20 protein-coding genes are annotated in these 26,664 nt (G+C 63.0%); 13 read left to right on the top strand and 7 right to left on the bottom strand.

What is annotated here, in order from left to right:
* Positions 1-155: 155 nt before the first annotated feature.
* From HY556_06685 to HY556_06670, 4 genes are all read right to left on the bottom strand, one after another.
* On the bottom strand, positions 156-1,058 hold the full coding sequence (locus HY556_06685; protein MBI4393465.1) for an aminotransferase class IV family protein: 903 nt from the start codon (positions 1,056-1,058) through the stop codon (positions 156-158).
* A complete protein-coding gene (locus HY556_06680) occupies positions 1,055-2,470 on the bottom strand; it encodes an anthranilate synthase component I family protein (GenBank protein ID MBI4393464.1) in 1,416 nt (471 codons plus the stop codon). Before HY556_06680 ends, HY556_06685 begins: the two co-directional genes overlap by 4 nt.
* A 195-nt stretch (positions 2,471-2,665) precedes the next feature.
* Positions 2,666-3,502 (bottom strand): hypothetical protein, encoded by an 837-nt coding sequence (locus HY556_06675; GenBank protein ID MBI4393463.1) that lies wholly within the window; start codon positions 3,500-3,502, stop codon positions 2,666-2,668.
* Positions 3,503-3,893: 391 nt separating this feature from the next.
* Positions 3,894-5,024: a polyprenyl synthetase family protein gene (locus HY556_06670; protein MBI4393462.1), complete on the bottom strand. Its 1,131-nt coding sequence runs from the start codon at positions 5,022-5,024 to the stop codon at positions 3,894-3,896.
* Between the two features lie 178 nt (positions 5,025-5,202).
* Here HY556_06670 and HY556_06665 point away from each other — a divergent pair, with 178 nt between their 5' ends.
* The 12 genes from HY556_06665 to HY556_06610 all read left to right on the top strand — a co-directional run bounded on the left by HY556_06665 (position 5,203) and on the right by HY556_06610 (position 15,371).
* Entirely contained in the window at positions 5,203-6,135 is a 933-nt protein-coding gene (locus HY556_06665; GenBank protein MBI4393461.1) for an S-methyl-5-thioribose-1-phosphate isomerase, read from the top strand.
* 144 nt (positions 6,136-6,279) lie between these two features.
* Positions 6,280-6,585: a hypothetical protein gene (locus HY556_06660; GenBank protein MBI4393460.1), complete on the top strand. Its 306-nt coding sequence runs from the start codon at positions 6,280-6,282 to the stop codon at positions 6,583-6,585.
* Between the two features lie 166 nt (positions 6,586-6,751).
* A complete protein-coding gene (locus HY556_06655) occupies positions 6,752-7,036 on the top strand; it encodes a hypothetical protein (protein ID MBI4393459.1) in 285 nt (94 codons plus the stop codon).
* A gap of 158 nt (positions 7,037-7,194) precedes the next feature.
* Complete coding sequence (locus tag HY556_06650) at positions 7,195-7,638, top strand: Lrp/AsnC family transcriptional regulator (GenBank protein ID MBI4393458.1); 444 nt, start codon at positions 7,195-7,197, stop codon at positions 7,636-7,638.
* A 186-nt stretch (positions 7,639-7,824) separates the two neighbouring features.
* A complete protein-coding gene (locus HY556_06645) occupies positions 7,825-8,514 on the top strand; it encodes a helix-turn-helix domain-containing protein (protein MBI4393457.1) in 690 nt (229 codons plus the stop codon).
* Between the two features lie 67 nt (positions 8,515-8,581).
* Complete coding sequence (locus tag HY556_06640; GenBank protein ID MBI4393456.1) at positions 8,582-9,631, top strand: hydroxymethylglutaryl-CoA synthase; 1,050 nt, start codon at positions 8,582-8,584, stop codon at positions 9,629-9,631.
* A gap of 118 nt (positions 9,632-9,749) precedes the next feature.
* Positions 9,750-10,919, top strand: coding sequence for a thiolase domain-containing protein (locus HY556_06635; GenBank protein ID MBI4393455.1), 1,170 nt, complete (start codon positions 9,750-9,752; stop codon positions 10,917-10,919).
* Positions 10,920-11,336, top strand: coding sequence for a Zn-ribbon domain-containing OB-fold protein (locus tag HY556_06630; protein ID MBI4393454.1), 417 nt, complete (start codon positions 10,920-10,922; stop codon positions 11,334-11,336). It abuts the gene before it with no gap.
* A gap of 222 nt (positions 11,337-11,558) precedes the next feature.
* Positions 11,559-12,806: a hypothetical protein gene (locus tag HY556_06625; GenBank protein MBI4393453.1), complete on the top strand. Its 1,248-nt coding sequence runs from the start codon at positions 11,559-11,561 to the stop codon at positions 12,804-12,806.
* Between the two features lie 269 nt (positions 12,807-13,075).
* Complete coding sequence (locus tag HY556_06620; GenBank protein ID MBI4393452.1) at positions 13,076-13,255, top strand: hypothetical protein; 180 nt, start codon at positions 13,076-13,078, stop codon at positions 13,253-13,255.
* A 178-nt stretch (positions 13,256-13,433) separates the two neighbouring features.
* Positions 13,434-14,966 carry a hypothetical protein gene (locus tag HY556_06615; GenBank protein ID MBI4393451.1) on the top strand — a complete coding sequence of 511 codons (1,533 nt, stop codon included), beginning with the start codon at positions 13,434-13,436 and terminating at the stop codon, positions 14,964-14,966.
* Positions 14,967-15,038: 72 nt separating this feature from the next.
* Positions 15,039-15,371, top strand: coding sequence for an NUDIX domain-containing protein (locus HY556_06610; GenBank protein ID MBI4393450.1), 333 nt, complete (start codon positions 15,039-15,041; stop codon positions 15,369-15,371).
* A gap of 23 nt (positions 15,372-15,394) precedes the next feature.
* On the opposite strand, the gene HY556_06605 is transcribed toward HY556_06610, so the two are convergent.
* The 3 genes from HY556_06605 to HY556_06595 form a co-directional block, all read right to left on the bottom strand.
* Complete coding sequence (locus HY556_06605; GenBank protein MBI4393449.1) at positions 15,395-15,736, bottom strand: DUF5611 family protein; 342 nt, start codon at positions 15,734-15,736, stop codon at positions 15,395-15,397.
* A 365-nt stretch (positions 15,737-16,101) separates the two neighbouring features.
* Positions 16,102-17,637: a phenylalanine--tRNA ligase subunit alpha gene (locus HY556_06600; GenBank protein ID MBI4393448.1), complete on the bottom strand. Its 1,536-nt coding sequence runs from the start codon at positions 17,635-17,637 to the stop codon at positions 16,102-16,104.
* Between the two features lie 5 nt (positions 17,638-17,642).
* The gene (locus tag HY556_06595; protein MBI4393447.1) at positions 17,643-19,130 is read right to left on the bottom strand and encodes a tryptophan--tRNA ligase; all 1,488 of its coding nucleotides are present in this window, start codon (positions 19,128-19,130) and stop codon (positions 17,643-17,645) included.
* Between the two features lie 266 nt (positions 19,131-19,396).
* On the opposite strand from HY556_06595, the gene HY556_06590 reads away from it, so the two are divergent.
* Positions 19,397-26,662, top strand: a complete 7,266-nt coding sequence (locus tag HY556_06590; protein ID MBI4393446.1) for a hypothetical protein — start codon at positions 19,397-19,399, stop codon at positions 26,660-26,662.
* Positions 26,663-26,664 lie beyond the last annotated feature (2 nt).

The raw sequence follows: 26,664 nt of genomic DNA, 5'->3' as shown, positions 1-26,664 counted from the left end.
CTCCATGATCTGGGTCAGGAGCTTTCGTTCCATCCGCATTGGAAATTTCAGAACCACTTCAACGTAGCGCGTGTTGAGCATCGGCATCCCATCTTGCGCCGGAAAGGCGGCATCTGACCGTCCATCCCGCGCTGTGGATTCGATGTGCGCGGTTGCTATTTAATCATTCTTTTTTGGTCGGGTCCTCGCGACAGGCTGGGTCGTCCGCCCCGCCATTCCCGCTCCACAAGCGCGTCGAAAGATTCGGCGAGCTTCGCGGTGATGGGCCCCGGTGCAAAGGCCCCTACAACGTCCCCGTCAAGCCTTGCCACTGGAACTACGCCTATGACCGCGTTTGTGAGAAACAACTCATCGGCGCCGCGCAAGGCCTCGGGCCGCATCTCCCCCTCGTCGACCTTCACGCCACACGCCTTCGCGGTCTCGATGATGGCCTCGCGGGTGATCCCCGGCAACACGTCCGACTCCACTCCGGGCGTGCTGACGCGCCCCTCGCGCACCACGAACACGTTGGTGAAAGAACCTTCCGCCACCATCCCCGCCCCATTCAACATGATGGCCTCGTAAGCGTGCCGAAGGCTCGCCTCGCGCCTCGCGGTGACGAGCGGTTGGGCGCTAGTGGATTTGATCTGCGGCCTTCCCGGGTATGGGTTGACCCTTCGCACGGTCGAGGTGATGCAGTCGATGCCGGCTCGGCGATCCGGGGATGCACCGGCCGGTGACACCTCGATGACGACGTGGGCCCCCATGCCGGCGAGGGGGACAAGCCCGCGCCCCTCGCCGGGCCGAAGCAACGTGAGACGCACCACGGAATCCTGCCCCTTGGTCTCCCGCTCGATGAAGCGCGCGGTGCGGTCCAAGTGCTGGCTCATCGGTTGGGCCTCTAACCCCAAGAACGCCGCAGCCTCCTCGAGCCTCCTAAGATGCCGATTCAACCTGAAGACCCGCCCTTCACGCGTCTTGAAGGTCTCGTAGACGGCGTCGCCATAGTAGAGGCCGCGGTTCAAGAGCGGCAGGCTCGCGGCCTTGGCCTCGGAACCGTCGACGAAGACGCGGCTCACAAGGTCGCCCCCAACGCCGAAAGCGACGCTCGCGCCTTCGCCATCGATTCGTCGTACTCGCGCCGCGCCTCAGAATCGGCGACTATCCCCGCCCCCGCCTGGACGAAGGCCGCTCCGTCTTTGAGAAGTACCGAACGGATGAGGATGTTGAGGTCGATGTCCCCCGTGAGCGAGAAATAACCCATGGCGCCCGTGTAGGGGCCGCGTCTCGTCGGCTCCAACGAGTCGATGACCTCCATCGCGCGTATCTTCGGGGCGCCGGTGATGGTCCCGCCCGGGAACATCGCCCGCAGGACGCCGGCCACGTCGACATCGCGCCGTTTGCGAGCGACCACCGAACTCACGATGTGGCTCACGTGGCTGTACTGCTCCACCGCCATGAAGTCCTCCACGCGGACGGAACCGAATTGTGCGATGCGGCCCAGGTCGTTTCGTTCAAGGTCCACGAGCATCACGTGCTCGGCCCTTTCCTTTGGGGAGGCGAGGAGTTCCCCCACGAGGCCCGCATCCTTCTCCTGGTCCTCGCCCCGAGGCCTGGTGCCCGCGATCGGCCTCGTCTCCAACCGGTCGCCTTCGAGCTTAAGAAGCCTCTCCGGCGATGCGGAGACGATAGCCTGGTCGCTTGATTCAAAGACGCCTGCGAACGATGAGGGGTTCAACGCGGCGAGGCGGTCAAAGAGCGTCAAGGGGTCGCCTTCGGCCTGCGATTCGAAGCGCACCGAGAGGTTCGCTTGGAATATCTCGCCCTCACGTATCCTGTCTTGGGCCTTGAGCACCATGTCCTCGAAGCCTTTGCGGGAAAGATTCGGCTTGGCGCCCGCCCCGGCGGCAAACCGCCCCGTCTCGCCGCGAAGCGCCAACCTCGCAAGGGCGCCTTCGAGACGCTCCTCCTTCGGCTTGGTCGAGAACCCCGGAAGGTCGGCGGCGCACACCGTGACCGTGTGCGATAGGCGGTCGATGGTGGCCGTCGCGTCGAAAAGATGGAGGTCGAGCCAGGGTGTCCTGAGGTCGTCTCGCGCCCCGTTGCCGACCCGTTCCAGACTACGCGCGAAGTCGTAGGATATGATGCCGGCAAACCCCGCGGGAAAGGGCACGCCCGGGACCGGCGCAAGCGTCGTCTTGCCTACGGTTCCCGCAAGAAACGCGAGCGCGTCCGCAAAGGAATGCTTTCCGCCCTCGGTCTCGAGTCTCGCCCCGCCCGAGTCGGCCTTGAGGGTCAAGACCGGGTCGAAGCCGATTATCGAGTAACGCGACCTGTCGCCGACCAGTGCGCTGTCGAGAAAGATCGATGCCGCGCCCGAACCGCGTAGGCACGCGTAGGCGTCCGACGTGGAGCGACGCCACGGCAGGGTCTTTGCGGCGACGTCTCCGCGCCTTTTCACTTGGACGGTATCAGCCGCAACTTGCCTCATGGGGATGATGGGCAACCCCCCTCCCCGGCATAAGATTTGGGGGCGCCGAGACCCGGCTGTCCGGATGGGAGACATGCCGCCATCGCGAAGAAGTCAGGGTCCCCGGTCGCCACGACGCTAACGAGGATACATCTCGACGCGTACCGATCCATGCCAGGAAGCCGCTCGTGGGGCGATCCGGGAGCGCGTCTCGACCTATACCATCACGAGGTCGCCATGCCGATGGGCTCTCATCTCGGCCGATTCCGGCTTATGTGGCCGCGCGTGGGCACCGTTTTCCGGTGCATTGTTCGCGACCGGCGCCGGGGCGTTCGGTGCGGGTCCTGGCGCGGGGGCAGTAGCGGGGCCCTCAGGGGGCGGCGTCGGCCCGGTATCGACCAATAACCGATCGATTTCCTGCGCCTCGACGGCAATCGTCGGGGCCTCTGAAAACGCAAGGGGTGGAGCGGCGGTCGCTGGCAAAGCGGCCGTCTCGGCTTCCCTCTTGAGGGCCAATCCTTTCTCGACCTCGGAAAGCCAGTTGAGCCATGGGGATTCGTGCCTTCCCCCGACCTCGAGTACACGGGTCGTGGGGTCGTTGCCTCCAGATTCGGGTGTTCCCGCCTCGCACCCGACGAGCCACATATCGGGGCTCGGCTTTGGGTGGATCCGGAGCTCGGTGTCGAACCCGGATAGGAGTTCGAACGCAGATGGGAAACCCGGTTCGGCAGGAGGGCTCAACGGGGCCGGGGGATCGATCGCGACGCGCCCAAGCAGGTGTACGTTGAACGCGAGTGCCCAATTCTTCTCGTCCTGGCTGAACTCATCGGCGTAGACGAAGGCGGCGACGTTGAGGTCGATCGCCATGAGGTGGGTGAGCATTATGGTCGAGAATTGGGCGTGCCCGTTGTCGAAGTTGACGACGGCGCTCGTCTCCGATTCCGCAAGGAGGGCTGGCGTGTAGGACGTGCCAGAGGCGCCGGTCAAGGTCGGCGCGGCCTTCACCTTGTATCCTTTCAACTCCAAGTTCGAGGTAATCTTGTCAATAAGCACGGTGCATCCCACTCCAACATTCAGGAGTAGAGATAATAAGTGTGTCGTTTTGGCGCTGGGCCCGGAAGGAGGAAGCGGACGAACGCAAGTGAGTCCGCGAAAACGACGGCTGTCTCAGCGGCCGGAGCTAAGCGGACGAACGCTAGTGAGTCCGCGAAAACGACGGCCGTCTCAGCGGCCGAGGGTGGACAGAACTGACGCCAATAGTTATCGGATACGCCCGGGTTCCCAGGAGGGATGCAGCGTCCGTGGGCGGTTCGGCGCCTGTGCATCGACCTCGTCTCTCCGAGAGAGGGGCCCCAAGCGTAACGGCGCGGGCAAAAGATCGCGTCCGATACTTGTCCACTATTTCGTGGTCATGTCCGCTAACCGATAACACATGGAACTGACGCTAGTGGGTTCTGGCCATGATGAAATCCGCGACGCTGTGTAGCGCCATGAGGGACCCGGCCCCGTCGTTACGCGGTAGCGCAGAAAGCGCCCTCTTCGCTTTCGAGACGAGGGAGCGCGCGCGTTGTTGGGCGTACTCGATCGAGCCCGCGTCCTGAAGGATCTCGCTGGCGGTCGCCACGTCGGCCATCGTCGTCTCGTCCTCTGGTTTGTTCAGGATCTCGATCAAGACATCGCGCTTGGGCGAGTTTTCTACGCCATGGGCAACGATGAGCGTCCTCTTGCCCGTCCGGATGTCCCCGCCAAGCGGTTTCCCGAGGGTCTTGGGGTCGGCAGTGAGGTCCAGGACGTCATCGCGGATCTGGAACGCCATCCCGAGGGGGGCGCCGAATTCCGCAATCGCGTCCACCTGTTCGCGGGAGCCGCCGCCGATGACCGCGCCCGCCTTTAGGCTGAATTCGAGGAGCACCCCCGTCTTCAGGCGGATCATCTCCATGTACTCGTCGACCGTCACGTCGTCGCGGCTCGTGAACATCAGGTCCATGGTCTGCCCTTGGGCGAGCATCAGGCTCGTGTCGGCGCCCATGGCGAGGATGCGCGCCGCGACGTCGGCGGAGACCCCGGCCTCGACGCTGTCGCGCGACATCAACCGCATCGCCAGCGCGAATAGGCCGTCTCCCACCGTGATGGCGACCGGGTCGCCCCAAATCGCGCCAACGGTCGGCCGCGCGCGCCTCGTAAGGCTTCGGTCGCAGACGTCGTCATGGACAAGCGTGAACGTGTGGAGGAACTCGATGCCGGCCGCCGTCGGAAGCGCCTTCTTCAAGTCGCCGCCGACCGTCTCGCAGGCGAGCAGGCAAAGAAGCGGCCTCACCCGTTTTCCCCCCGCCTCAAGAACGTGCCTTATCGGGGCGTAGACGGCGAAACTGGGCCTTATGCGGTTCTTGCTGTAGCGAAGGTATTCGCGCATGCCGCGCGCAAAATTCGCGGGTTCGAGGCCAGCAAGGACGCGTTCGATCTCGTCATTGACGAGGCGGCTCCGTTCGGCCATCGTGGCCGATACCTCCGCCTCCTTGGCTGAGGGGGCCGGTGACTCCATCGCCGGGCTCATGTTCCCCGAATCCATCGGCACGTGAAATACCTTCACCTGGAACTTTTCCAAAGTTCCATCAAACGTGGGGGTCCGCGACCAGGCGTCGCGGACCCCCGTGGCGCCGATCCTTGCTTTCGCCGCGGCTTCTCTCCCGCCACGGGACCAGAAGCCCTGACCAAACACCTTAAATCGGATGTTGTCCCGTCTGGGCTCGAAAATGTCGGATAAGAGTGGGGGCGCGCGGAAAGCAAACCAAGTACGCCTGCTCCAAGCCGCAGGCGACATCCGATCGATGAGGATCCGCGGCGCAACTGCCATCGCCCGCCACGCCGTCCTACCCCTTCTTCGATGGTCGCGCTCTTATGGTGCCGAGGACGCGAATTATCGCCGGCGTCTCGTAGGCTTTGCGGACCTCTTGGAGGCCACGCGACCGACGGGTGTCCCGCTTCATAATGCGATGGAACTTGCGCGGACCGCATCAAGGCGCGGCGGCAAACGCGGGGCGGAGGCGGCGTGCCAGACGTTTCTCGAATGGTCCAACACGGCACGCACGGAAATCGCGGCGCTTGCCGCTGGACTCATCCGCCGTCGCTCGACGGTCTTGACGCACTGCAATAGCCAGGCGGCGATCGGTGCGATAATCGAGGCCCATCGGATGGGCCGAGAGGTCGAGGCGATCGCCACGGAGACACGGCCGTGGCGCCAGGGCCTCCTCACGGTCCGAGCGCTGGCAAAGGCCAGGGTCCCCGTGAGGCTCATCGTCGATTCGGCGGTGGCACATTTCCTTCCCGAGGTGGATGTCGTGATGGTGGGGGCTGACGCGGTGGCACGTAACGGGGACGTAGTGAACAAGATCGGCACACGCCTCATCGCGCACGCCGCGAAAAGGGAGAAGGTGCCGCTTTACGTCTGCTGCGAGACGTTCAAGATGGATTTCCGGGCGGCGACCGGACGGGCCATAGAGATCGAAGAACGGGCGGCGACCGAGATCGTCCGTCCAGGGAGGATAGTGGATGTCGAGGTCCGTAATCCCGTCTTCGACGTGACGCCTGCGGCGTTGGTGGGCGCCTACGTCACCGAGCGGGGAGTGGTCGGCGGGCGGGGCGTCCACAGACTGGCGAAGGCGGCGTTCGACGCGGCCGCCGGATAGACGACGGTCTGGGAATCAGGAAGACTCCTGTTCGGGGCCGTCATATTGACGCCGATGCAACTAGAGGGTTCCGAAAATGTTTAAGACCCCCTATGTGGGCTCAAGGTGTGGAATCGGGCCAAGGCCCATTGGAGGTAGAAAGAGATGAAGGCAAGAACCGTAACCCTGTTGACCGTCCTGGGAATGATCGCGCTCGTGGCACCGGTGCAAGCCGGCGACCCGCACACTGAATGCAGCGGAGGCGGAAACGATGCCGCCATCCTTTCGGCCGCTGGCCGTTACGTCGTCTCTGGCGGAAACAACCAGAACGCTGCGCTGCCCTCGCTCTACGAGGAGTCCAACGGCCAACCGATGCTCCAAAAGACGGCGCGGCACTGCATCGACTACGACGAGGACGACAACGTCGTGGCCGAGTACGACCTCTACGGGCCCGACGCGAAGAAACTCTAGGGTCATACAGCTTCTTTCTACGGGCGCGTGCGACGCGCCCGTTGACATTTTCCCCATTGTCTTTTCACCCCCGGGGGTGGCAGCAACTTCTCCCCGTCGAGACATCGCACCCATTAAGTCCCGGCACGGGAACCCTTGCACGCTGGAGCCCGAAAGGGTGTTGCCCATGAGAAAGACGCTATTGATCGGAGGCCTGGTCCTTGTGGCCGGGATAGGCTTGAGCTCATTGTCGAATGCATCGCAGGGAATCGAGTGTTCCGGTGGAGCAAGCGAAGGTGCCCTCGGTTTGGCTGGGTATTACCTGGTCACCGGCGGCGCGAACCGCGGCCTATGGAAGGAAGGTAACTCCCAGCCTGGCCTGCAGTCGAGCGCTCGCCACTGCGTCGACCTTGACTCGGGCGACGCCTGGGACCAGTATTCGGCCGATGGCAAGGTCCTGGCGCTACCGTGATGGCCTGAAACGCTTCATTACGCCCTCCTCTATACCCCGCCGGATGGGATTGCGCCCATCCGTGCGTCGGGCTATTCTTTTGACGACCTTTGCGCCCGAGCCACGCTTTTTTTGTCATAATGACAAGTCTGAAATAGGGCGTTTCCGTTTGCGCCTCTATGCTTGACGACAAGGATGCCCTTATTCTTCGAGAGCTCCGCAAGAACGCCAAGATGACGACTAAGCAGATCGCGGAGAACACGGGCATCCCGCGCACCACCGTCCACGACCGCATCGGCAAGATGGAGGTCGCCGGCATCGTCAGGAAATACACGGTCATCCCGAGTTACGAATCTATCGGCGAAGCGACGACCGCGTTCGTCTTCATCAGCTACGACCAAGCCCAGCGGGTGGACCAACGGGTCCTGGCAACGCAGGTCGCATCGGTCCCGGGAGTCTACGAGGTGCACCTCATTTCCGGGGATTGGGACCTCATCGTGAAGGTCCGCGGCAAGGACGTCGAATCGATCGGCAACCTCGTGATGGAGAAACTGCGCGCCCTGGAGGGCATCCAGAAGACGCTCACCTCCACCGTCTTCAAGACCATCAAGGAAGAGGTCTGATCACGGGGAGCAGCCAGCTGCGACCTCGTCCGTGCCACCGTCTTCGTGGTTGCCACATCCGGGGGACTAGCCGCCGAACGATTCTCTGATCACCTATCAGAACCGTTCCCTGGTCACCTAGCGATACGCTTACTGCCGACGTGAACCACGTCATCGTTAAATACCGCGTCGACGAATCAGCCCCGAATGGCGGTCCGGGAGAGAATCGCCGAGAAGATGGCCGGCGAGATAACGCTGAGCCACGAACCCGGGGCCACGATACGAAAGTGGCGGGAGATCTTCGGCATTTCGCAGACCGACCTGGCGCAGACGCTCGGCGTCTCCCCGTCCGTGATCTCGGATTACGAGTCCGGCCGCCGCAAGAGTCCGGGGACGATGACGGTACAGCGAATCGTGAACGCCCTTCTCGACCTTGACGGCCGACGCGGCAACGTGGTGCTCAGGAACTATTCCTCGATGCTCGAGACGAACGAGGCCATCATCGACATCCGCGAACTCTTCGTCCCGGTCTCCGTGGACAAGTTCGTCGAAGCCGTCGATGGGGAAGTGCTGGTGCCCGACGAACGCGGGAAACGCGAACTCAAAGGGTACACCATAATCGACTCGGTGAAGGCGATAACGAGCCTCACAAGCTTCGAGTACATGAAGATCTACGGGTGGTCGAGCGAGCGGGCCCTCATCTTCACGGGTATCACCTACGGCAGGTCGCCCATGGTGGCGATCCGCGTGCACCCGATGAAACCCAGCCTCATCTGCTACCATCGCCCGGAGCGCGTCGACGAGCTTGCAGTGAGGCTTGCCCGCACCGAATCCATCCCCCTTGTGGTGACACGGATGGACATCGACAAGATGGTGGAGAGGCTGAGGCTTCTCTAAGGGGACGAAGAACGGGAACCGCACACGCACTTTGCACCTTGACATTCCATAAAGAGGAGGAAACAACTTGGCAGGAATCGTAAGCTATGGCGCGATGATACCGCGTTACAGGATAAAGGCCGAAGAGATCGCCCGCGTCTGGGGCGAAGACCCAGACTCGATAAAAAGCGGACTCAACGTCCACGAGAAAAGCGTTGCCAGCCCAGACGAGGACACGATCACTTTGAGCGTCGAGGCGGCGCGTATCGCCATGCGCCGTGGGCACGTCGACCCAAAGAAGATCGGCGCAATATTCGTCGGAAGCGAATCGCACCCTTACGCGGTGAAACCGTCCGCGACGATCGTCACCGAGGCCATCGGCGCCTCGCCGTATCTTACGGCGGGGGACTTCGAGTTCGCCTGCAAGGCCGGCACCGTGGGCATGCAAAGCGTCATGGGCATGTGCGGCTCCGGCATGATAGAGTACGGGCTCGCGATCGGCGCCGACACGAGCCAAGGCGCTCCCGGCGACGCCCTCGAATACTCGGCCTCCGCGGGTGCCGCCGCCTTCGTCATCGGCAACACCAACGTCGCAGCCGAGATAAACGACACGTGTTCCTACACGACGGACACCCCTGATTTCTGGCGCCGCGAAGGACAGAAGTACCCGACGCACGGCGGCCGCTTCACCGGCGAGCCATCCTACTTCAAGCACGTGATAGCCGCATCGGAGCGTCTGATGCAGCGCGTCAAGATGCGACCGGAGGACTACGATTACGCGGTCTTGCACCAACCCAACGGGAAGTTCCCCGTGAGAGCGGCGAAGAAACTCGGCTTCAAGGACGAACAGATGAAGACCGGCCTCTTGACGCCCGTCGTCGGGAACACATATTCAGGCGCGGCTCTCCTCGGACTCTGCTCCATCCTCGACGAGGCAGCGCCTGGTGATCGCGTGTTCATGTGCGCGTACGGCTCCGGCGCCGGGGCCGACGCGTTCGACCTAGAGGTCAAGGACGAGATCAAGAACGTGCGCGGCTACGGCCCGACGATCCAGGAGCTCATCAGGAACAAGGAGTACATCGACTACGCCGTGTATGCGAAGTTCCGCAAGAAGATCCACCGGGGGGCGGCCGCATGATCCGCGACTCTCCCGGGTCGATGCGCAGGGGCATAGGCCCCGTGGCGCCGCCGAAGGCGGCCGGCTCTTCGGGGCCGAAGGCGCCCCCGGCCGCCTTCCCAACACGGAGGTGTTCGTAGTGCGTGACGTCGCCGTCATCGGTGTAGCGCAGACGCGTTTTGGCGAGCTTTGGGAGAAATCGTTCCGCCAACTCGTGACAGAGGCGGGACTCAAGGCCGCGCAGGACGCGAAGATCGCGGGCGACGACATCGAGGCCGTCTACGTGGGCTCGATGTCCGCAGGGCGTCTCATCGGCCAGGAGCACGTGGGGCCACTCGTCGTCGACGAGGCGGGTCTTTCAAGGAACAACATACCGGCGACGCGCATCGAGGCCGCCGACGCCTCGGGCGGGGCGGCGCTACGCTGCGGGTACCTCGCGATCGCGAGCGGAGCGCACGATGTGGTGGTCGTCGGCGGCGTGGAGAAGATGACCGACGTAATCGACGCCCAGGCGACCGACACGATGGCGACGGCGGCCGACCAGGAATGGGAGGCGTTCTTCGGTGCCACGTTCACGTCGCTTTACGCCATGATGGCCAAAGCGCACATGCATGAGTACGGGACGACGCGCGAGCAACTCGCGGCCGTGGCCGTGAAGAACCATCAGCACGGAGCTTTGAACCCGAACGCGGCGTACCCGTTCGAGATAACGAAGGAAGCGGTGATGAAGTCCACCATGATCGCCGACCCGTTGCGGCTTCTTGACTGTTCGGCAAACGGCGACGGAGCGGCAGCGGTCATCCTCGCAACCAAGGAGAAGGCGGCGCAGTACGGGGCGAAACCGGTCTTCATCCGGGCCTCATCGCAGGCGTCGGATTTCCTGGCGCTTCACGACCGCCGCAGCCTCAGCGAACTAGCGGCGACCAAGGTCGCTGGTGCGAGGGCCTTCAAGCAAGCGGGCCTAAGACCGGAGGACATCGACGTGGCCGAGGTGCACGACTCGTACACGATCGGCGAGGTCATGGCCATCGAGGACCTTGGCTTCTTCAAGAAAGGAGAAGGCGGCATGGCCGCGGAGAAGGGACTCACGCACATCAAGGGCCAACTCCCGGTGAACCCTGGAGGCGGGCTCAAAGCACGCGGCCATCCAGTGGGGGCGACGGGTGTCGCTCAGGCGGTCGAACTGGTGCAACAACTGCGCGGGACCGCGGACAAGCGGCAGGTGAAAGACGCGAAAGTGGGCCTCGCGCATAACGTCGGCGGCTCCGGCGGGACGGCCGTCGTCCACATCCTGGAGCGTGGGTTCTAGATGCAGGCCCCGCGTTTTTGGAGGGCGTTGAACCAGCGTTACAACCTCATCGGGGTGCGCTGCGAGCGGTGCGGCGACGCGATCTTCCCCGCGCGATCCTTGTGTCCTAAGTGCAGGCACCTCTCGGTCGGCAAGCTCAAGGAGGAGCAGTTCGCAGGCGACGGGGAGGTGGTCTCCTTCACCACCGTCCACACTGCGCCGGCGGGCTTCGAGCTCCAAACGCCGTACGTGCTTGCCATCGTGAAACTCACCGAAGGGCCGAAGCTCACGACACAGATCGTGGACTGCAAACCAGACGACGTCAAGATCGGGATGAAGGTGCACAAGGTCTTCAGGCGTGTTGCGGAAGACGGTGAAGCGGGCGTCATCCATTACGGGTACAAGTTCAGCCCCGTGAGGAATGTGTACCGCGAGTAGGTCTCGCAAGCCCAACGCCTAGAATAGCCGTTGTCGTGCCAACCTCGGCTGGGAAGCCGCGCCTGCGGGAAGCCCATCCAAGTCGCCACGTGCGGCGGTCCCGGGCCGTGGCCCGAACGGGCAAGGAATGGGGTCGCGAACGGGTAGGCCCATCGCGCGCCGGCCTCACACTTGAACCAACGCTCCAAAAACCTTAAGGCGACCTTCCTGTCATTTGCCGCCATGGCCAAGTCGATAGCGCCACTGATGCTTGCCACCGTGCTGATCTCCACGAGCTTCGCCGGTTGCCTCGAGAACCTCCCGGACGACCTCCCGTTCTTCTCGTCTTCCGAGGAGGCGAGCCTGAAGACGCTTTACGGCCTCGCCGAGCGCGAGGCGAGGGCTTGGAGGTCCGCGGCGGTATTGATTTCGGCCGCGGCCTACGAGTTCTCTCCATCCGCCTACGCCGAGATGTCTTCCAACGCGGACGAGTCGGAAGACGACGCCGATTCCATGAGAGCCTTGATAGGCCCTGATCCGAATATCGGCAACGGCAAGGGCGTCGCGTGGCTCGTCGAATTCAAGGACCCCGAAACGAGGGATACCCTTGGCATCGTGATCGCGGCGAAGAACAAGACGGTGATCATACGCGAGGAATCAAAGGCCGACGAGGACGACGACTCCAACGTGCGCGCGCTCGCCTGGAAACTCGACAGCGACGACGCCGCCCGCACGGCGCATGGGAACAAGTCGTTCGAAGAACCCGCGGCGAAACTCTCGGACCCGCAGTACGTCGTCGGCCTCGGTTCGGCCGATATGTACGGAGGGGAGGATGACGGCGAGGACAAGTGGGTCCTGTGGGCATGGGACGCGTCAAAGGACGAAGACAACGGCGCCGGGGTCATCGCCGTCGTCAACGCGGAGACCGGTGACGTCGTGTTCGCCGGCCCGTTCCCTGGTTTTGGGAACTGGGGCGGGAGCGGTTGGAACTCGTCCTGGAGCGAGGAGTGGGGAAACGAAAGCGGGTCCTGGGGCAACTGGAGCCAAGGCTGGGGCAATTGGACCGGGAAGTGGCCGGCCTACGGCAATTCAACGACGACCTATGACAAGCGCCACGAGGGAAACCTCACGCTCGCGGCGGCAGAAGCGAGTCACGAGTTCCCCGTCGCGGAAAGCGACCGATGGGGCGAGATCGGTATCTGCTGGGGCCAGAAAGTGCCCGGAGCCGCCATCGAGGTCGAAGTCAAGGACCCCGACGGAAGCATCGTAGGTACCTTGAACTCGGATGCTCGGGGACCCTCGCAATCGACTCTCCCACTTCCGCTAGACGGCTCCTCCCCCGGCGACTATATAATCACGATTCGCCTCGCCGAAGGACCGGGGAACATCGCGTCCGATTACAGGGTGCGGATCGTGCTCAGGACAAGCGCCAACTACATGCCCCCGGAGGCCGCGAACCCCTTCGGAAGCACCCAGTTCACGAATTGCTAAGGGGCCGCCAGCGGGGGTCGAGATGGATCGCGTTCGACCCAGAGGAAAAACCGTGGCCCGGTCGAGCCGCGCCATCCGCCGTCGTCGACGTGGTGGGAAGGCCTCGTCCCGGGTGGACGTCGCGCGAATCGAAGGCGGGGCGAAATCTCCGCTGCAAGCCGAAGCGGTAAGGGGCCGGAGAAGACCTGTTCAAGACCGGCCCCGGTTCGGTCACCCGTCGTGCAACAAGTCCCTAATATGCTCCACGACGAGTCGGAGGTAGAAAGGTCGTGTTGCACCTGAGCGAAAAAACCTTGAGAAGCCTGAAAGCAATCAGCGCCGTGATGGCGATAATCGCGAACTACCCGACGCACGTGAATGGTGCTTACATCACGAGCGACGACGAGATCGAGATGACGTCGGCCGCTTCGTTCATGTCAACGCAGGGCGCCGCTGAAGCGGAAGCGTAGACGATCAACCCCTCCCCCCAACCTAGCCTCCAGGCCCCTTATCGACCTGGAGGCACCCTTCACCTCACCACCCCTTCACGTCCCAGCGTCGTCCCATGCGGTGGTCGAACGGCCGTCGATGGGCCCGAATGACAAAAACGATAAATAGCGAGTTGCCGCCGTTCAGGCGGAGAGGATCATGACGCGAAAACCGGCCTTGGCGACGATTCTCATGACGCTCGGAATCACGCTTGCCGGCTGCGTGTCGCAAGGCCCGGACCCCGCGCCTTCGATCGCGGACCTCGGCGAGGCGTTACCCCCCATCGACTTCGACGACCTCTTCGAACTCAAGCACAACCACTCCGACCCCGACGAGCACCAGTGGCAGACTTCGTCCATGCACCTCATCGCTCATCACGCGCTCGGCGATGTCCCCGGCGTCGCCCGGGGAAGCTACGGTGAGATGGATGTGTACAAGAACCTCGCGGCGATCGCGACGTTGGGCGAGGCAGGCGAACTCGCGGGCATCGTTCTGATGGACATCACGACCGCGTACGAGCCGAAGCTCCTTTCCTTCACCCCGGTCTACCACATGCCGCGCCTCGCGGACCTCAAATTCTCCGACGACGGGAAGTACGTGTTCGCGGCGACGCAACGCTACACCACGAACGCGAATCTCCAAGACCCGACCTCGGCGCAGCGAAAGGTCCCGCAGCCGAACCAGTCGACGGCGATGGACGACACGGAGCGCGCCCAATGGATCGCCGCAAACGGTATCCAGGTGTACGACGCCGCCGATCCTACCAAACCGCTTCCGCTTCTCGCATGGACCTACCAGGAGTACGGCGTCCACATGCTTTCTTACAAGCGCATCGCGGGACGCGAGTACCTCTTCAGCGTCGGAAGCACGATACTGGTCTACGAGTTCCTGCGGGACTCGCCTGCCGGAGAGAGCATCCGCCTCGTTTCGCAGTACAACGCGCAAGACAGCGACGGCGTGATGACGATCGTCGGAAACGACATGAGCAGTCCGTTCACCTACTACAACGACGTGCGTCTTGGCCTTCGCCCGCACGACATGACGGTGCAAGACGACCCATTGACGGGAAAGCCCGTGATGTACGTCTCCTATTGGGACTGGGGCGCTTGCGCCGTGGACGTTTCGGACCCGCAAGTCCCCGTGGAGCTAGGCTGCTGGCAAGGGGAGGGCGCCGTGCATTACACTGGTAACATCCACACCGCCATGGCGACCCTCGTAGCCGGGAAGCGTTACATCGTCGCAATCCCCGAACTCATCGACAACTCGATCCCGAGCGTCTTCGTGATGGATGCCACCGATTATTCATCGATGAAGCTCGCCGCCGAATGGGTCGCTCCGGGGATACGCGGCGCGGACGGCATCCGGTTCTCGACACACAACTTCCAACTCATCGGCTCCAAGATGTACCTCGCCTTCTACCACGCCGGAGTCTGGGTGCTCGACCTCGCCCAGATCTTGTCGCACGACTCGGGCCATTCGGGTGTGAAAAGCGACGGCATCCTCGGGATCTACCAGAAGACGGAGCCCACGAAGATGTTCAACCAACCGGTCCCCGCGGGGACGAACCCCGACTTCTGGGAGGTCGTCGTCACGAACGGCTTCATCCACGCGATCGACATCCCAACGGGGCTTTACGTGCTTCACTACGTCGAGGACCCGACGGGAGACGCAAGTTACAAGAGCTTCGCATGATAAGGCGGAGGGTGCCACGTGGGATTCACGATCCTCGTCTGCTTTGAAACGGCCGCAAAGGAACGTTTCCTCATGGCGCGCCATCGCGATCGCGGCTGGGAACTGCCCGGCGGTCGATTGCGCGCGGGCGAGGACGCCGTTATTGGAGCGCTACGCGAATTCGAGGAGGAGATCGGCCACTCGCTCCACGAGGCAACGCTTGCCCTGACGCAGAAACGACCGAACGGGATCTGCCACGTCGTCACCGGCCTCATGGGACCGCCGATCCCCGGTTACGCGCGCTCGGCGCATGAGAAAATCGCCGAATGGCGGTTCGTTACGCGACTCGGGGACTTGTCGCCGCTGGCGTTTCCGGAGGACCCGTACGCGGAGATCGAGGCGGTATTAGGCGCGCGGTTGCTCTAGTTCGACGTCGCCATCTTGATTCCTCAAGGCTTCTCGCCCGGCACGCCGGCGGCCTTCTTCAATGCCTCTTGCGCCCGCTTCGCCCTCTGCTTCGTCGTGAATCCCGTGACGCGTTCGAGGAACGTGTTGAATCTCTTGATCGTCTCGCCGGCGACCTCGGTGGAGGCGCTCTTGTCGCTCACCGTGTCGACGACCAATGTCTTCGCGTCTTTCATCTGTACGCTTATGCTCGATAGAGCGCCGTATTTCGTCACGTAGGCGTCCCCCCGTTTTTCGCACGCCCCGAAGACCTCCGTCATGAGTGAGGACAACTGCTCGCCTTCGATCTTCTTCGACTGGCCCCGCTTCAGTTCATACTCCCTCATCAGAACGTCTCCGTCGGAACCTGCTTAAACCTAGGGTGCGTAAAAGATTATCGCTATTATGATACTGGGACTTTGCGACCGGTGCGGGGCGCCGGCGGTCGAGACGTGCCGGGTGTGCGGTGCCAAAGTGTGTCCCGTGCACGCGGGCAGAGCGGGTGTTTGCGGCCAGTGCGCGAGGGGCCGCCCGGCCCCGTAGTTTTCCTTCGATCGAGCGGAGCACATCACACGGCGGATCACACGGCGCATGACACGGAGTCCACGACGGGCCACAATGATCGACAAGGTGGGCAAGAGAGCGAAGGTCTCACCGTCCGACGCGTCACGGAGGCTTCCGAGAGCTTTGCCCTTGCAGGTTTCCCGACCCGCTATTGCGTCTTCTCGACGGGCGCGTTACGCAACCAGTCGATATCCGGAAGATAGAGGTCGCGGATATCGGTGAGGCCGAGTTTCAACATGGCGAGACGCTCAAGCCCAAGGCCCCACGCGAGTACGGGCGCCTTGCACCCGATCGGCCTCGTGACCTCCGGGCGGAATATCCCGGCCCCGCCGAGCTCAAGCCATTTTCCACGGAATCGGACATCCACTTCGAGGCTCGGCTCGGTGTACGGGAAATAACCGGGCCGCACGCGCACCTCTTCGAACCCCATTTGGTTTTGGAAGAACTCGCGTAAGAGTCCAATGAGTTCGCGAAGGTTCGCGCCCTCCTCCATGACGATGCCCTCCACTTGGTGGAACTCTGGAAGGTGCGTTGCGTCCATGGCTTCCTTCCTGAAAACGCGCCCGATCGCGAACGCCTTCACGGGCGGTTCATTGTGTTTTGCAAGGTGGCTGATCGTGTCCACCGTCGTGTGGGTCCGGAGGATCATGCGCGAGCCCTCGGCCTCGCTCCACTTGTAGCCCCAACCCGTCGAGTCGACGCCCTTGCCGCTCTCGTGGACGCCTTTCACGCGGTCGAGGAGCTTGCGGTCCTTGATGGCGCTTTTCGCGGGGTTTGAAAGGTAGAACGTGTCCTGCATCTCGCGCGCCGGGTGGTCTTGCGGCACAAAGAGGACATCCATGTCCCAAAAGCAGGACCGCACGAATGGCCCGCCGATCTCCGTAAAGCCCATCGAGAGGAAGATGCGGCGAATGTCGTCCACGATGCGTCTCATCGGATGGGTCTTGCCGCCGTACACCGGTGGCGCGAAGGAGGCGACGTCGTAAGCACGGATGCTCGCGGTCTTCCAAGCGCCGCTCTGGATGAGTTCGGGCGTGATCTGGCTCACTGTCTCCTGTAGGTCGATGCCGGCCTCCACCATAGCGCGGCCCTTATCGGTGAGCTCGAAGCGCCAAGCCGTCTCCTCTTTCTTCTTGAGGATGTTCTGGCGGCCGAGAAGAAGATTCACCCCTCGAGAATCGAGATCTGACTCCGGGACGCCCTCGGGCGCGGCGGCAAGCATCGTCATCACCTTCTCATCGGGCGTAATAATGATCTCGGCTCCGGGACGCGTGCGAACCATGGTCTCGACGCCGTCTTTGGTGATTTCCGCAAGACCTTTCCGTTTTAGCCAACCGACCGCGATCGGAATCTCTTCCGGCAATATTTTTCGATCCGGCCCGTCATTCAACGTGAGAATCGCCACGGCCTTGAGGAGGACGGTGCCCCCGTTTTTTTCCAGGAGCCGGAACAGCCGCCGCTCCGGAAGCCGGTTCACCAGTTCGCGGCCTTCATCTGTCAATCTGTAGGAGACGTTGAACTTCTCGTCCCATTTGAGAAGCCCCTTCGCGCGAAGCCACGAAGCGCCGTTCATGACCTCGACGAGTTCGGTGAGGCCTGAGACTTTGAGGAGCTCCTGTGGACTCGTGGGGCCCAGCTTGTGAAGAGCGACCAAGACCCGCTTCTCCTGGTTCGAGAGTTCAATGGAGTTCAATCCGACTTCACCATCCGTGCGACCGCGCCTTCGCTCTCCTTCACGGCCGAGGCCTGCCGGGAAAGGAACTCGACGGTGCGCGTCGCCGCTATCCCTTTGCACTCGCCGCAGAGCCTCTTTCCGGTCTTGCACATGTCCCATTTTTCCTTGAGGTCAGAATCGTCCGGCGAGAGGTGGAAGAGGTACATCTCGTAGATGACGCATCTTTCGGCCTCGCCGCCGAGTCTGCGCTGGATCTCCGCCGTCTCACGCCCGCCCGTCTTTGCGCCCTTGATCTTTTTCTCGCCCGACAAGGCGGCCTCGCGTAGCGCCATGTGGGTCTCTGGCTTCGAGGAGGACATCTTGCCCCCTGTGAGGCCCGACATGAACGAGTGGTAAGTCGATGCGGGCGGGATGAAGCCGTAGCCGCCCAACGTGACCTCGAGCTTGGAGAGTGCCGCGTCGAGTTCGATGGATTGGCCCGGTCGGTGGCTTGGAAGCTCGATTAGACCGTAGGCCGCGTTCACCTTCACGTGCTTCTCGTCGAACCCGAGAGGAAGTATGGCCTCCTTGCGGACGTGCTCCAAGATCGTCTCCACTTTCTTGACACGCGCGTCGTCACCGCTAGCACCTTCCGCGCGGTGCATGGCCCTTCGTTCCCCTTGGCCGGGCCCACCCGGGATCATCTTGAAGATCGAATCCACCGCCGCCGCGTTCTGTGCGCTCGCAAGCGACACGAAACCGCCTTTGTCCTTCACGCCGATCTTGAAGAACCGCACCGATGAGGCGAGGTCCCGCGTGAGCCGTATGTGCGGGTCCTGATCCACGCCCACCGGGACGACCACGGGCCGCGGGCCGCCGTACTCGGGCAATTGGACGTGGAGGATGTCGCCCACTTGGACGAGGGGGCTCTGTACGTGACCGAGGTTGGTCTCACCCGTGAAGCCGTAGATGGCCTCCATCGTGCTCCAGTTCACGTTCTTGCCGAGCTTCCACGCGAGGTCTTTTACCGCCGCGCGTTTGCTCTGGAAATAGATCTGGCAGGTGGCCTTGCGTCCATCGACTTGGACCTCGGGCTTCAAGCCGAGTCCTGCATAGTTCTCGATGTACTCCTTCAGGGCGAGCCGTTCAGTCTCTTCAAGCGAAAGCCCGCGCGTCGAATATGCCTCGATGTCGGCGACCGTTATGAAGACGTCCGCGCCCAGGCTCTGGTAGTACATCACCTGGTCGATGACCATCTTGTGCCCGAAATGCATCGGGCCCGAAGGCATGAGGCCGGTCAAGACGGCCCAAGGCTCTTCGCGTTCTATCGCGCGAAACACGCTATCGAACCCGCGGTGGCCGAAGATGATGTTGCGCGTGATGATGGGAGGCGGAGACGGCAATCCTCGATCCTTTGCGAGCCGTTCGAGGCGCTCGGCGTAGTCGAACGCGGATATCCCGAACTCGTCGCGTAGGCGTGCATAATCGGCGAACTGGGTGCTTGACCACGGGTCGATGCGCATTGGTGCGCGGGCTACGGCGGAGGGCGCTAATTAAACCGCCCTTTTCACGGCGCCCACGTCGCCGCACCAGCCCCATGGCCCTAAATCCAACAAAACTATCCTGATTTCAGGTGACCGTGCCAATCCCCGATCAGGGCCGCCCATCTGGAGAATTGGACCGGCCGCAAACCTCAAGATGGGCCGCGCCTGTGTCCGCGCAAGTTACAGGTGCTTATATATTAGTGGCGCATTTGCCAAAATCGCGTATAAAAATGGAGGGTATAGACGTGAGTAAGACACACCGTAGCCTGCAGCATGCCCCTCGCCCGCCGACACGAGTGCTCTTCTTGGCGCTTGCTATAGTCTTCGTTGCCGCCCTACTCACGGCCGACACCGCGTCTGCCAACCACGCCGGATCGACCGCAGACGCCAGTCTCGACCGAGACAGCTTTATCCTTGGCGGCGCTCCGCGCCAATTCAACATAACGGTAAAACCGGGAACCGTCGGCGGTGCAGACGCCCCCGTGCGCCAAGTGGACTTCACTCCGCCTACGAGCGGCGGTACGAAGTGCGACGTCGACTCCTCGTTCGTGCAACCGCCCACCGGGTGGCTAAACAACTCAGACCCCCCGACGGGTACCATTCCCGAATCTCAGAATGCGGCCCGCTGGTCCTTCGTGGTTGATCCATTGACCAACCCTGGAGGGAGCCTCCCCGCCGCCGGACTCGTGTTCAAGCTCGGGCTGGCCGCCTGCAACATGGCGACCGACGCCGACACTGCTTGGGGCGTCACCACCTACGTCACGAACACCTCATCACCGCCTGCCGACAGTTTTGTTGTGCCTGCTGCCAGCTCCCCGAAGGTCGCCGTGAGGAACCTTGTCGTCACCGCGCCCCCAATCACGGTCTCCGGACCAACCGGATACATCTTGACACCGACCAGTTTCTACGCGGACGCACCCACGGCGGGTCCCGTGTCCCTCTCAATCACCGTCCAAGTCCCCGCCACGGGTTCGAAGAACCTCAGTTCGGTTACGCTAGTCGCTCCATCGGGCGGCTCCGGGTACACGTTTAGTACGGCAGATGGAGCGCCGACCGGTTGGACGGTTTCGGCGAACCAGAACCAGATAACTTGGACGGCAACCGCCCCGGCATCTTACTTTGTTCCCGGCGCGGCGGCGACGATGTTTACGGCGCGGGTCTCCCAGGCCCCTGCAACGCAGGACTCAGCACCGTCTGACGCGTTCTCGTTCACATATGCATGGGCCTTCAAACCGGCAGCATCGTCCGACTGGACCACGACGGGGAATGCCGGAGCCAACCCACTAACCCGCAAAGTCCTCGAGGTCACTTCCTTCACCATCACGGACCCCTCGTCCTGTTCTTCCTCTTGCAAGGCGACCGCGGACCAGGACAACCTCGGCTACCGCGTGACGGTGAAGAGCCATGCGACGAGCGATATCGCTGTCACTGGCGCCGTGACGTCGAGCGGAGGCCTCGACTCGATAACGGCCGTGGGCTCCGCGACGCAAACGATCAGCGCCGCCCAATCGAAGAACTACGATTTCGATGTCGATTATTCAGCGTCCACCTCCGACCGGACGATGGGAGCTTCGGCGACGGCCACAGGTGCAAGCGTCTCGGCCACCAGCATCAGCGTGGACATCCAGACGGCGCCGACGATAGCGGGGCCCGCGAGCGGCCGCACCGTCATCGTCACTTCGGCCGACACGTTCGTGAGTTCCGGGACGGGCTCGACCAACACGCTGGATGTGCGGGTGAACCTCAGGAACACAGGGGAAGCGACGGCATCGACGTTGGCGCTAGACCTCGCCGCCACGAAGGTGCTCCTCGATGGCATCGACGATGCCGCCCACAACAAGCGCACGTCCTTCACCCTTGATTCGGGTTCCTGCGCGTCGACGGTCGCGGGGGGCGCAAGCGCCACGTGCACTCTTCGGGTCGTGCTCGACTCGAACCACGTGCCCGACCAGGGTGCTTACACGTTCGTGGTCCCGATAACGGCGCGCGACTCCAACAAGGCCGCGGGTGACACGAGTGGAGCCATCTCGGCGACGCTTACCGAGACGAACACCGTGCTCGCGGTGGACAACACGGCGCCGATCATCAGCCCACCTGTCATCACCCCGCATCCTCGCGGCGGCGAGGTGGATCTCCGGGTGAGCGGGACCGACCGTTACTTCATCAATGCAAGTGTGACGGACGCCGAGGGGAACCTCGCTGGGAACCCGTTCGTAGAGATCACGGGGCCGCTTCCGGCAACGACCGTTTTCACGACCCTTGCCATGGCGCCGAACGGCACCGCCAACAGCTTCTCGGGGACGTTTTCGCTCGGGAGCACGTTCGGCACCTTCCGTTATCAGGTGAAGGCGCAGGACAAGGCGGCGAACGTCCGGGCGAACCCCTCGACGGCGTCGAGCACGTTCGTCGACGACGGGACGACCCACACGTTCCAGTTCAAGGACACGACCGCACCGACCCAGAGCGCGGTCACCGTCACGCAGGTCGGGGTCGCCAGCGGGACCGCGTTCCAAGCCGGCAAGACGTTGACGTTCTCCGTCGACGCGAATGACAATTTCAAGATCACGCCAGGTAACGGCGTGAAGCTCGTCATCACGGGCCCAGGCGCTCCGTGCGCCTCGGCGGAGAAGTTCATGAGCCTTCAAGGCAACTCTGCGAACGGCCTCGGGACTTACACGACCGAATTCCTCTGTACGAAGGAGGGCGCGTTCACTTTCCGGGTAACGGTCACCGACCAAGCGGGTAACGGCGTCACGACCGACCCTGCGCGGACTTTCAGCCTTGAGGACACGTCGGGGCCGAACGTCGCCTCGGCGTTCATCTTCGGCCGCGGAGACGCCTCGACGGCGATCACCAACCCCGGGTTCGAGTCAGCGCTAACGGGTTGGACGACGTCGACGGGGACCGGCACGTACACGGCCGACACGACGATCATGAAACGGGGCGCAACGAGCGCCAAGGGCGTGGAGACGACCGAGACGAGCCTCGGGCGATTGACGCAGGACGTAACGAGCAAGCTCGCCATCGGGGCCCCGTACAACCTAAGCGGTTGGATAAAGACCGCAGGCGTCTCAGGAAGCGGCGGTTTCTCGATCGAGCTTCTCTACGTGGACTCGACGGGGGCCACCGTGGCGAACGGCGTCGTTTCGAAGGTCGGGCCCGTCACTTCCACGACGGAGTGGACCTACTACCAGACTTCCGCGTTCGTCCTCCCCTCCGTGCCGACGGGAGCGACTAAGCTCGTGATCGCCCTCGATTTCGAGGATTCGAAGGGCACAGCATGGGCCGACGATGTCGCGGTCTTTCCCGCCGGTGGGCGCTTCCACGTGAAGGGCGACTCGGACGTGTCGCTTGCGTTCAACGTGACGGTGAGCGACCCGATAGGCGTCGACAAGACGAAGGTGTTCCTCCAATTCATCAACGCAAGCGACTCGTCGGTCCACGAGCGTCCGATGGCGTTCGACAAGGAGCTTTTCGACGCGTCGGGGCTCATGAACTTCACGAACGTCACCAACTTCGCCGGCTTCCAGGAGCTGAACTACACGATCCGCGTGCGCGCCACGGACACGGCCGGGCGCGAATCGCTCGTCGATTTCAACAGCGACGAGACCACCATCGTATTCGACAGGACGTTGCCGACGGTGAGCGTCATCACGGTCACGGATCCCGCCACGTTCACGAAGAACTGCGTCGAGGCGACATTGAGCCTCGCGGAGGCGAACTGCAGGGCGACGGCGAAGGTGACGGCGAGCGACGCGAGACCGTTCTCGGTCCAGATCAACTACACGGCGACACTTCCGGACGGGACCGTGTTCAAGGGCGCTAGCGCGGCGCAGAAGGGCGCGGCCGCAGAAAGCAAGGAGTTCACGTTCACGGACATCGTCCTCATCCACAACGCCCAGTACGCGTTGCAAGCGCACGTCGAGGACCTTGCAGGGAACGTGAGGCTTTCGAACACGCGCGACATCATCGTGGGCGCGTACGCTCCCGTCTTCAAGGAGAAGTTCCTGTCGAAGACGCATTCCAGCGCGAGCGTCCAGACGATCGACGTCGTCATCTTCAACAAGAGCACACTCACGACCCCCGACGAGTTCGACCTCAGCGTCACGACCACCAATGGAGGCGTGAACATGCCGAACCGCCAGACGGGCGGGACGACGACTAGCCAATGGACGAACGGCGGAAGCCAACTCTTCGACGCGGCCGGTTCACCGCTCACGTCGCCGAACTTCAGGACCGCGTCGGTGGCGGCGGGCTCTTCCATCCTCGTGAAATTCAAGGCCTCGATCCCCTCCGGGGCGCGCGTCGGGGACTTCGTGACCTTCAACCTCGTCGCGGCGTCGAAGAACCAACCGTTCCACTCGCACAACATGACAATCCTCGTGGGACTCCATAGCAACAGGCTCGAACTCTACCCGGACGGCCCTTGCAAGATCGGCACGACGACGCTTGCGAGCCTCTGCCGTGAGACCGATTGGCTTTCCGAATCGAGGCAGCAAGGCTTGAACGAGACCGTGGGCGTCTCGCTCCTTCCGGGCGAGGCGAAGACCGTCAATTTCACGCTGGTCAACCTCGGTACTTTGAACGACACGATCTCGCTCGACAAGAATCCGATAAGCGTCTTCAACACGACGACGAACGCGTGGACGGTGTCGTTCTCGAGCAACCATTCTTCATTCGTCTCCGGCACGCCTGCGCGCGTGACACTTCGGCCGTTGGAGGTCGCGAACGTGACCGTGACCATCGGGGCCCCGGGAAACCAGGTCAATGGCGCGGGGGCGACCATCACGCTCAATGCCACGAGCAACGCAACCACCCCCGCTTACAACCTCACGAACATATCGGCGACCCTCAAGTTCAACAGCCTGACCTTCTCTTCGCTCCAATTCATCAAGTCCGCAAGCGCATATGATGGCCAGAACGCGCTCACGCTCGATTTCATAGCGGACCTTGGGACGTCGGGCGTCTTCATCGACACGAAGGTCAATGTCACGGGCCCCGGCGTCACGGCGAGTTACGTCATGACGCGCTCCGGCGGCGGAGCGAAGACGACGGGGACCTATGTCGCGACCGTCCCCGCGTGGACCGGCGTCGGGTTCTTCCAGTGGCAGATCTACGCTTCGAACAGCCTCGGTGAGTCCGACGTCTCGACGCCGCCACGGAACTTCACGATCCTTGAGTCCCCGAACCAGAAGCCGGTCATCACTGGGGCCACGGCCTCCGGGACGACGCTTGGCGCGAACATCGTTGCGAACGTGAGCTATTCGGCGGCCGCCTTCATCCCGTTGACCGCGAGCGTTTCGGACAACTTCTACGTGAACGCCGTCTTCATCGACGTCTTCAAGGGAGCCGAGCGCAAGGTCAACGCGAGCGCGTCGGCCCCTGCCGCCGCAAAGCAGGCGGGAGCGTGGACGTACAGCTTCCAGATGCCGGCGGCCTCGTCGGAGGCGTTCGGGAACTACACGTTCAACGTGACGGCGTTCGATGCGAACAACAACAGCGCCACGTTGGGCCCGTTCAACTTCACGATAGGCGACTTCGCAGGGCCCGATATCGCAACGCCCCGGCTTTCGACGACGGCGGCGAACGCAAGCGGCACGCCCCAAGTGGAGGTCGGCACACCGCTCACGTTCACCGTCCTGGTCACGGACAACGCCGGGATAGAGAACATCGACACCGTGTTCGTCAACGTCAGTTTCCCGAACGCGACGTCGACGCTCTACGCCATGAACCGCACGTCGACGAACGCGACGGACAAGAACTGGTCCGCGACGGCGTCGTTCACGGCTTCGGGCGTGCACACGTACAGCATCCTTGCCACCGACAAGGCCGGTCGGTCGAACCTTCTTGGTTTCTTCGCGTTCGTTGTCGGGACGAGCCTCGCGCCGCAGATCCAAGTGGTCTCGCCCGCCTTGTCCGTTGGTGCCACGAGCTGGAAGACGGGCGACGACGGCAAGCGTTGGACGAACCTCACCGCGACGATCGAGGCCAACGCGCTCGACTCGTCGATCGCGGCGAGCGGCGTCACGATGAAAGTGAACGGCGCCGTCGTCGGGGCCACCAAGGCCGCGACGGCGGGCGGCGTCAATGCCAGGTACACGGCCACGTTCGCGGATGGCGACACGGTCACCGTGGAAGTGGTAGCGGTCGATACGACGAACGCCCAGAGCAACGTGTCGTTCCAGTTCAAGGTGGACGGCTCCGCGCCGGAGGCGCCGGTGGAGAGCTTCGACGGCGCTTCAGACATCGCCGGGGAACCATCTATCGCCATCTCGCCTACGACCGGCATCACCCTGTCCACTCCGACGGACGCGGGGTCCGGCGTGAAAGGCGTCCATTGGCGGGCGACCCTTGGAGGGGCGAGCGCGGGGGCCTTCAACGCCTACGCGGACGCCTTCACGGTCGGGGCGTCCGGGCAGGATGGCGTCTACCTCATCGAGTTCTATGCCGTGGACCATGCGGGAAACCGCGGGGCGACGACGAACGTCTCCGTGATGGTCGACGCGACGCCGCCGACCGTCTCCCACTTGCCGACCGGGCGTGTGGTGAACGTGACGGCTGAGGACGCTCTCACAGGTATCGACGAGGTCGTTGCGTCATACATACTGAACGCGACGGGGCTTCCAAAGACGTTGGCGCTCACGAAGGTGGCCGGTTCAGACTCGTACACGGGCGAATTCACGGACCTCCTGGTGAACGGCGCTTCGGTGAGCTACACTATCCGCGCAACTGACGGCGTGGGTAACGTCAAGGCGCTCCAGAACGGAACGCAACCGTTCCTCATCGGAGGCACGGCGAAGGCCCCGACGGTGCGGATAGTGACGCCGAAGAACGGCGCGACCGTGAACGAGACTGGCGACATCGCGTGGACCGCGCAGCACGAGTCGGGCCAGAGCGTGAAAGTCGACGTCACATACGAAAAGCAGGGGCAGTCCCCGGTCGCGATCGCGTCCAACAGGAGCGGCGATGGCAGTGTCACCTGGGAAGTCGACCAACTCACCGATGGCGTGTACCTCATCCGTGTGACGGGTACGCTAGGGCAGCTTAGTTCCAGCGTCGTCCACACCGTGACCTTGAAGAAAGCCGGTGTGGTGGGAAGCGTCAACGTTCCGCAGACGGCGGTGCGTCAGGGAAGCGTGATCCCCATCACGGCGCCGGTCTTCAGCCCGGCCAAGCCCGTGGCAAGCGTTGAGGCGGTCATCAAGGTCGCGGGCAAGGTCGTCGCCACGGTCCCGATGAGGGACGACGGACTTCTGGGAGACCAGAAGGCGGGCGACGGCCTCTACTCCGCGACGTATACGCCCGGCTCTGCGGGCGGCTACACGGTCGACGTCGTCGTCAACTACAACGATGGCTCGAAGGACACTGCGGCGAACGCGGCGAGTTTCACGGTGAAGGGCGCGGGGCTCATCCCCGACGAGTTCATAGGCGGCGTTACAACGCTCGGCGTCATCGCCCTCATGGCCGTGGCGCTCGGGGGTTACGCGGCGTTCGTGAGGTGGAAGCAATGAGC

It is taken from the genome of Euryarchaeota archaeon, assembly GCA_016207515.1.
Taxonomy (GTDB): Archaea; Thermoplasmatota; SW-10-69-26; order JACQPN01; family JACQPN01; genus JACQPN01.
The sequence above is the reverse complement of the archived record's forward strand: the minus strand, read 5'-3'. Positions and strand labels throughout refer to the sequence as shown.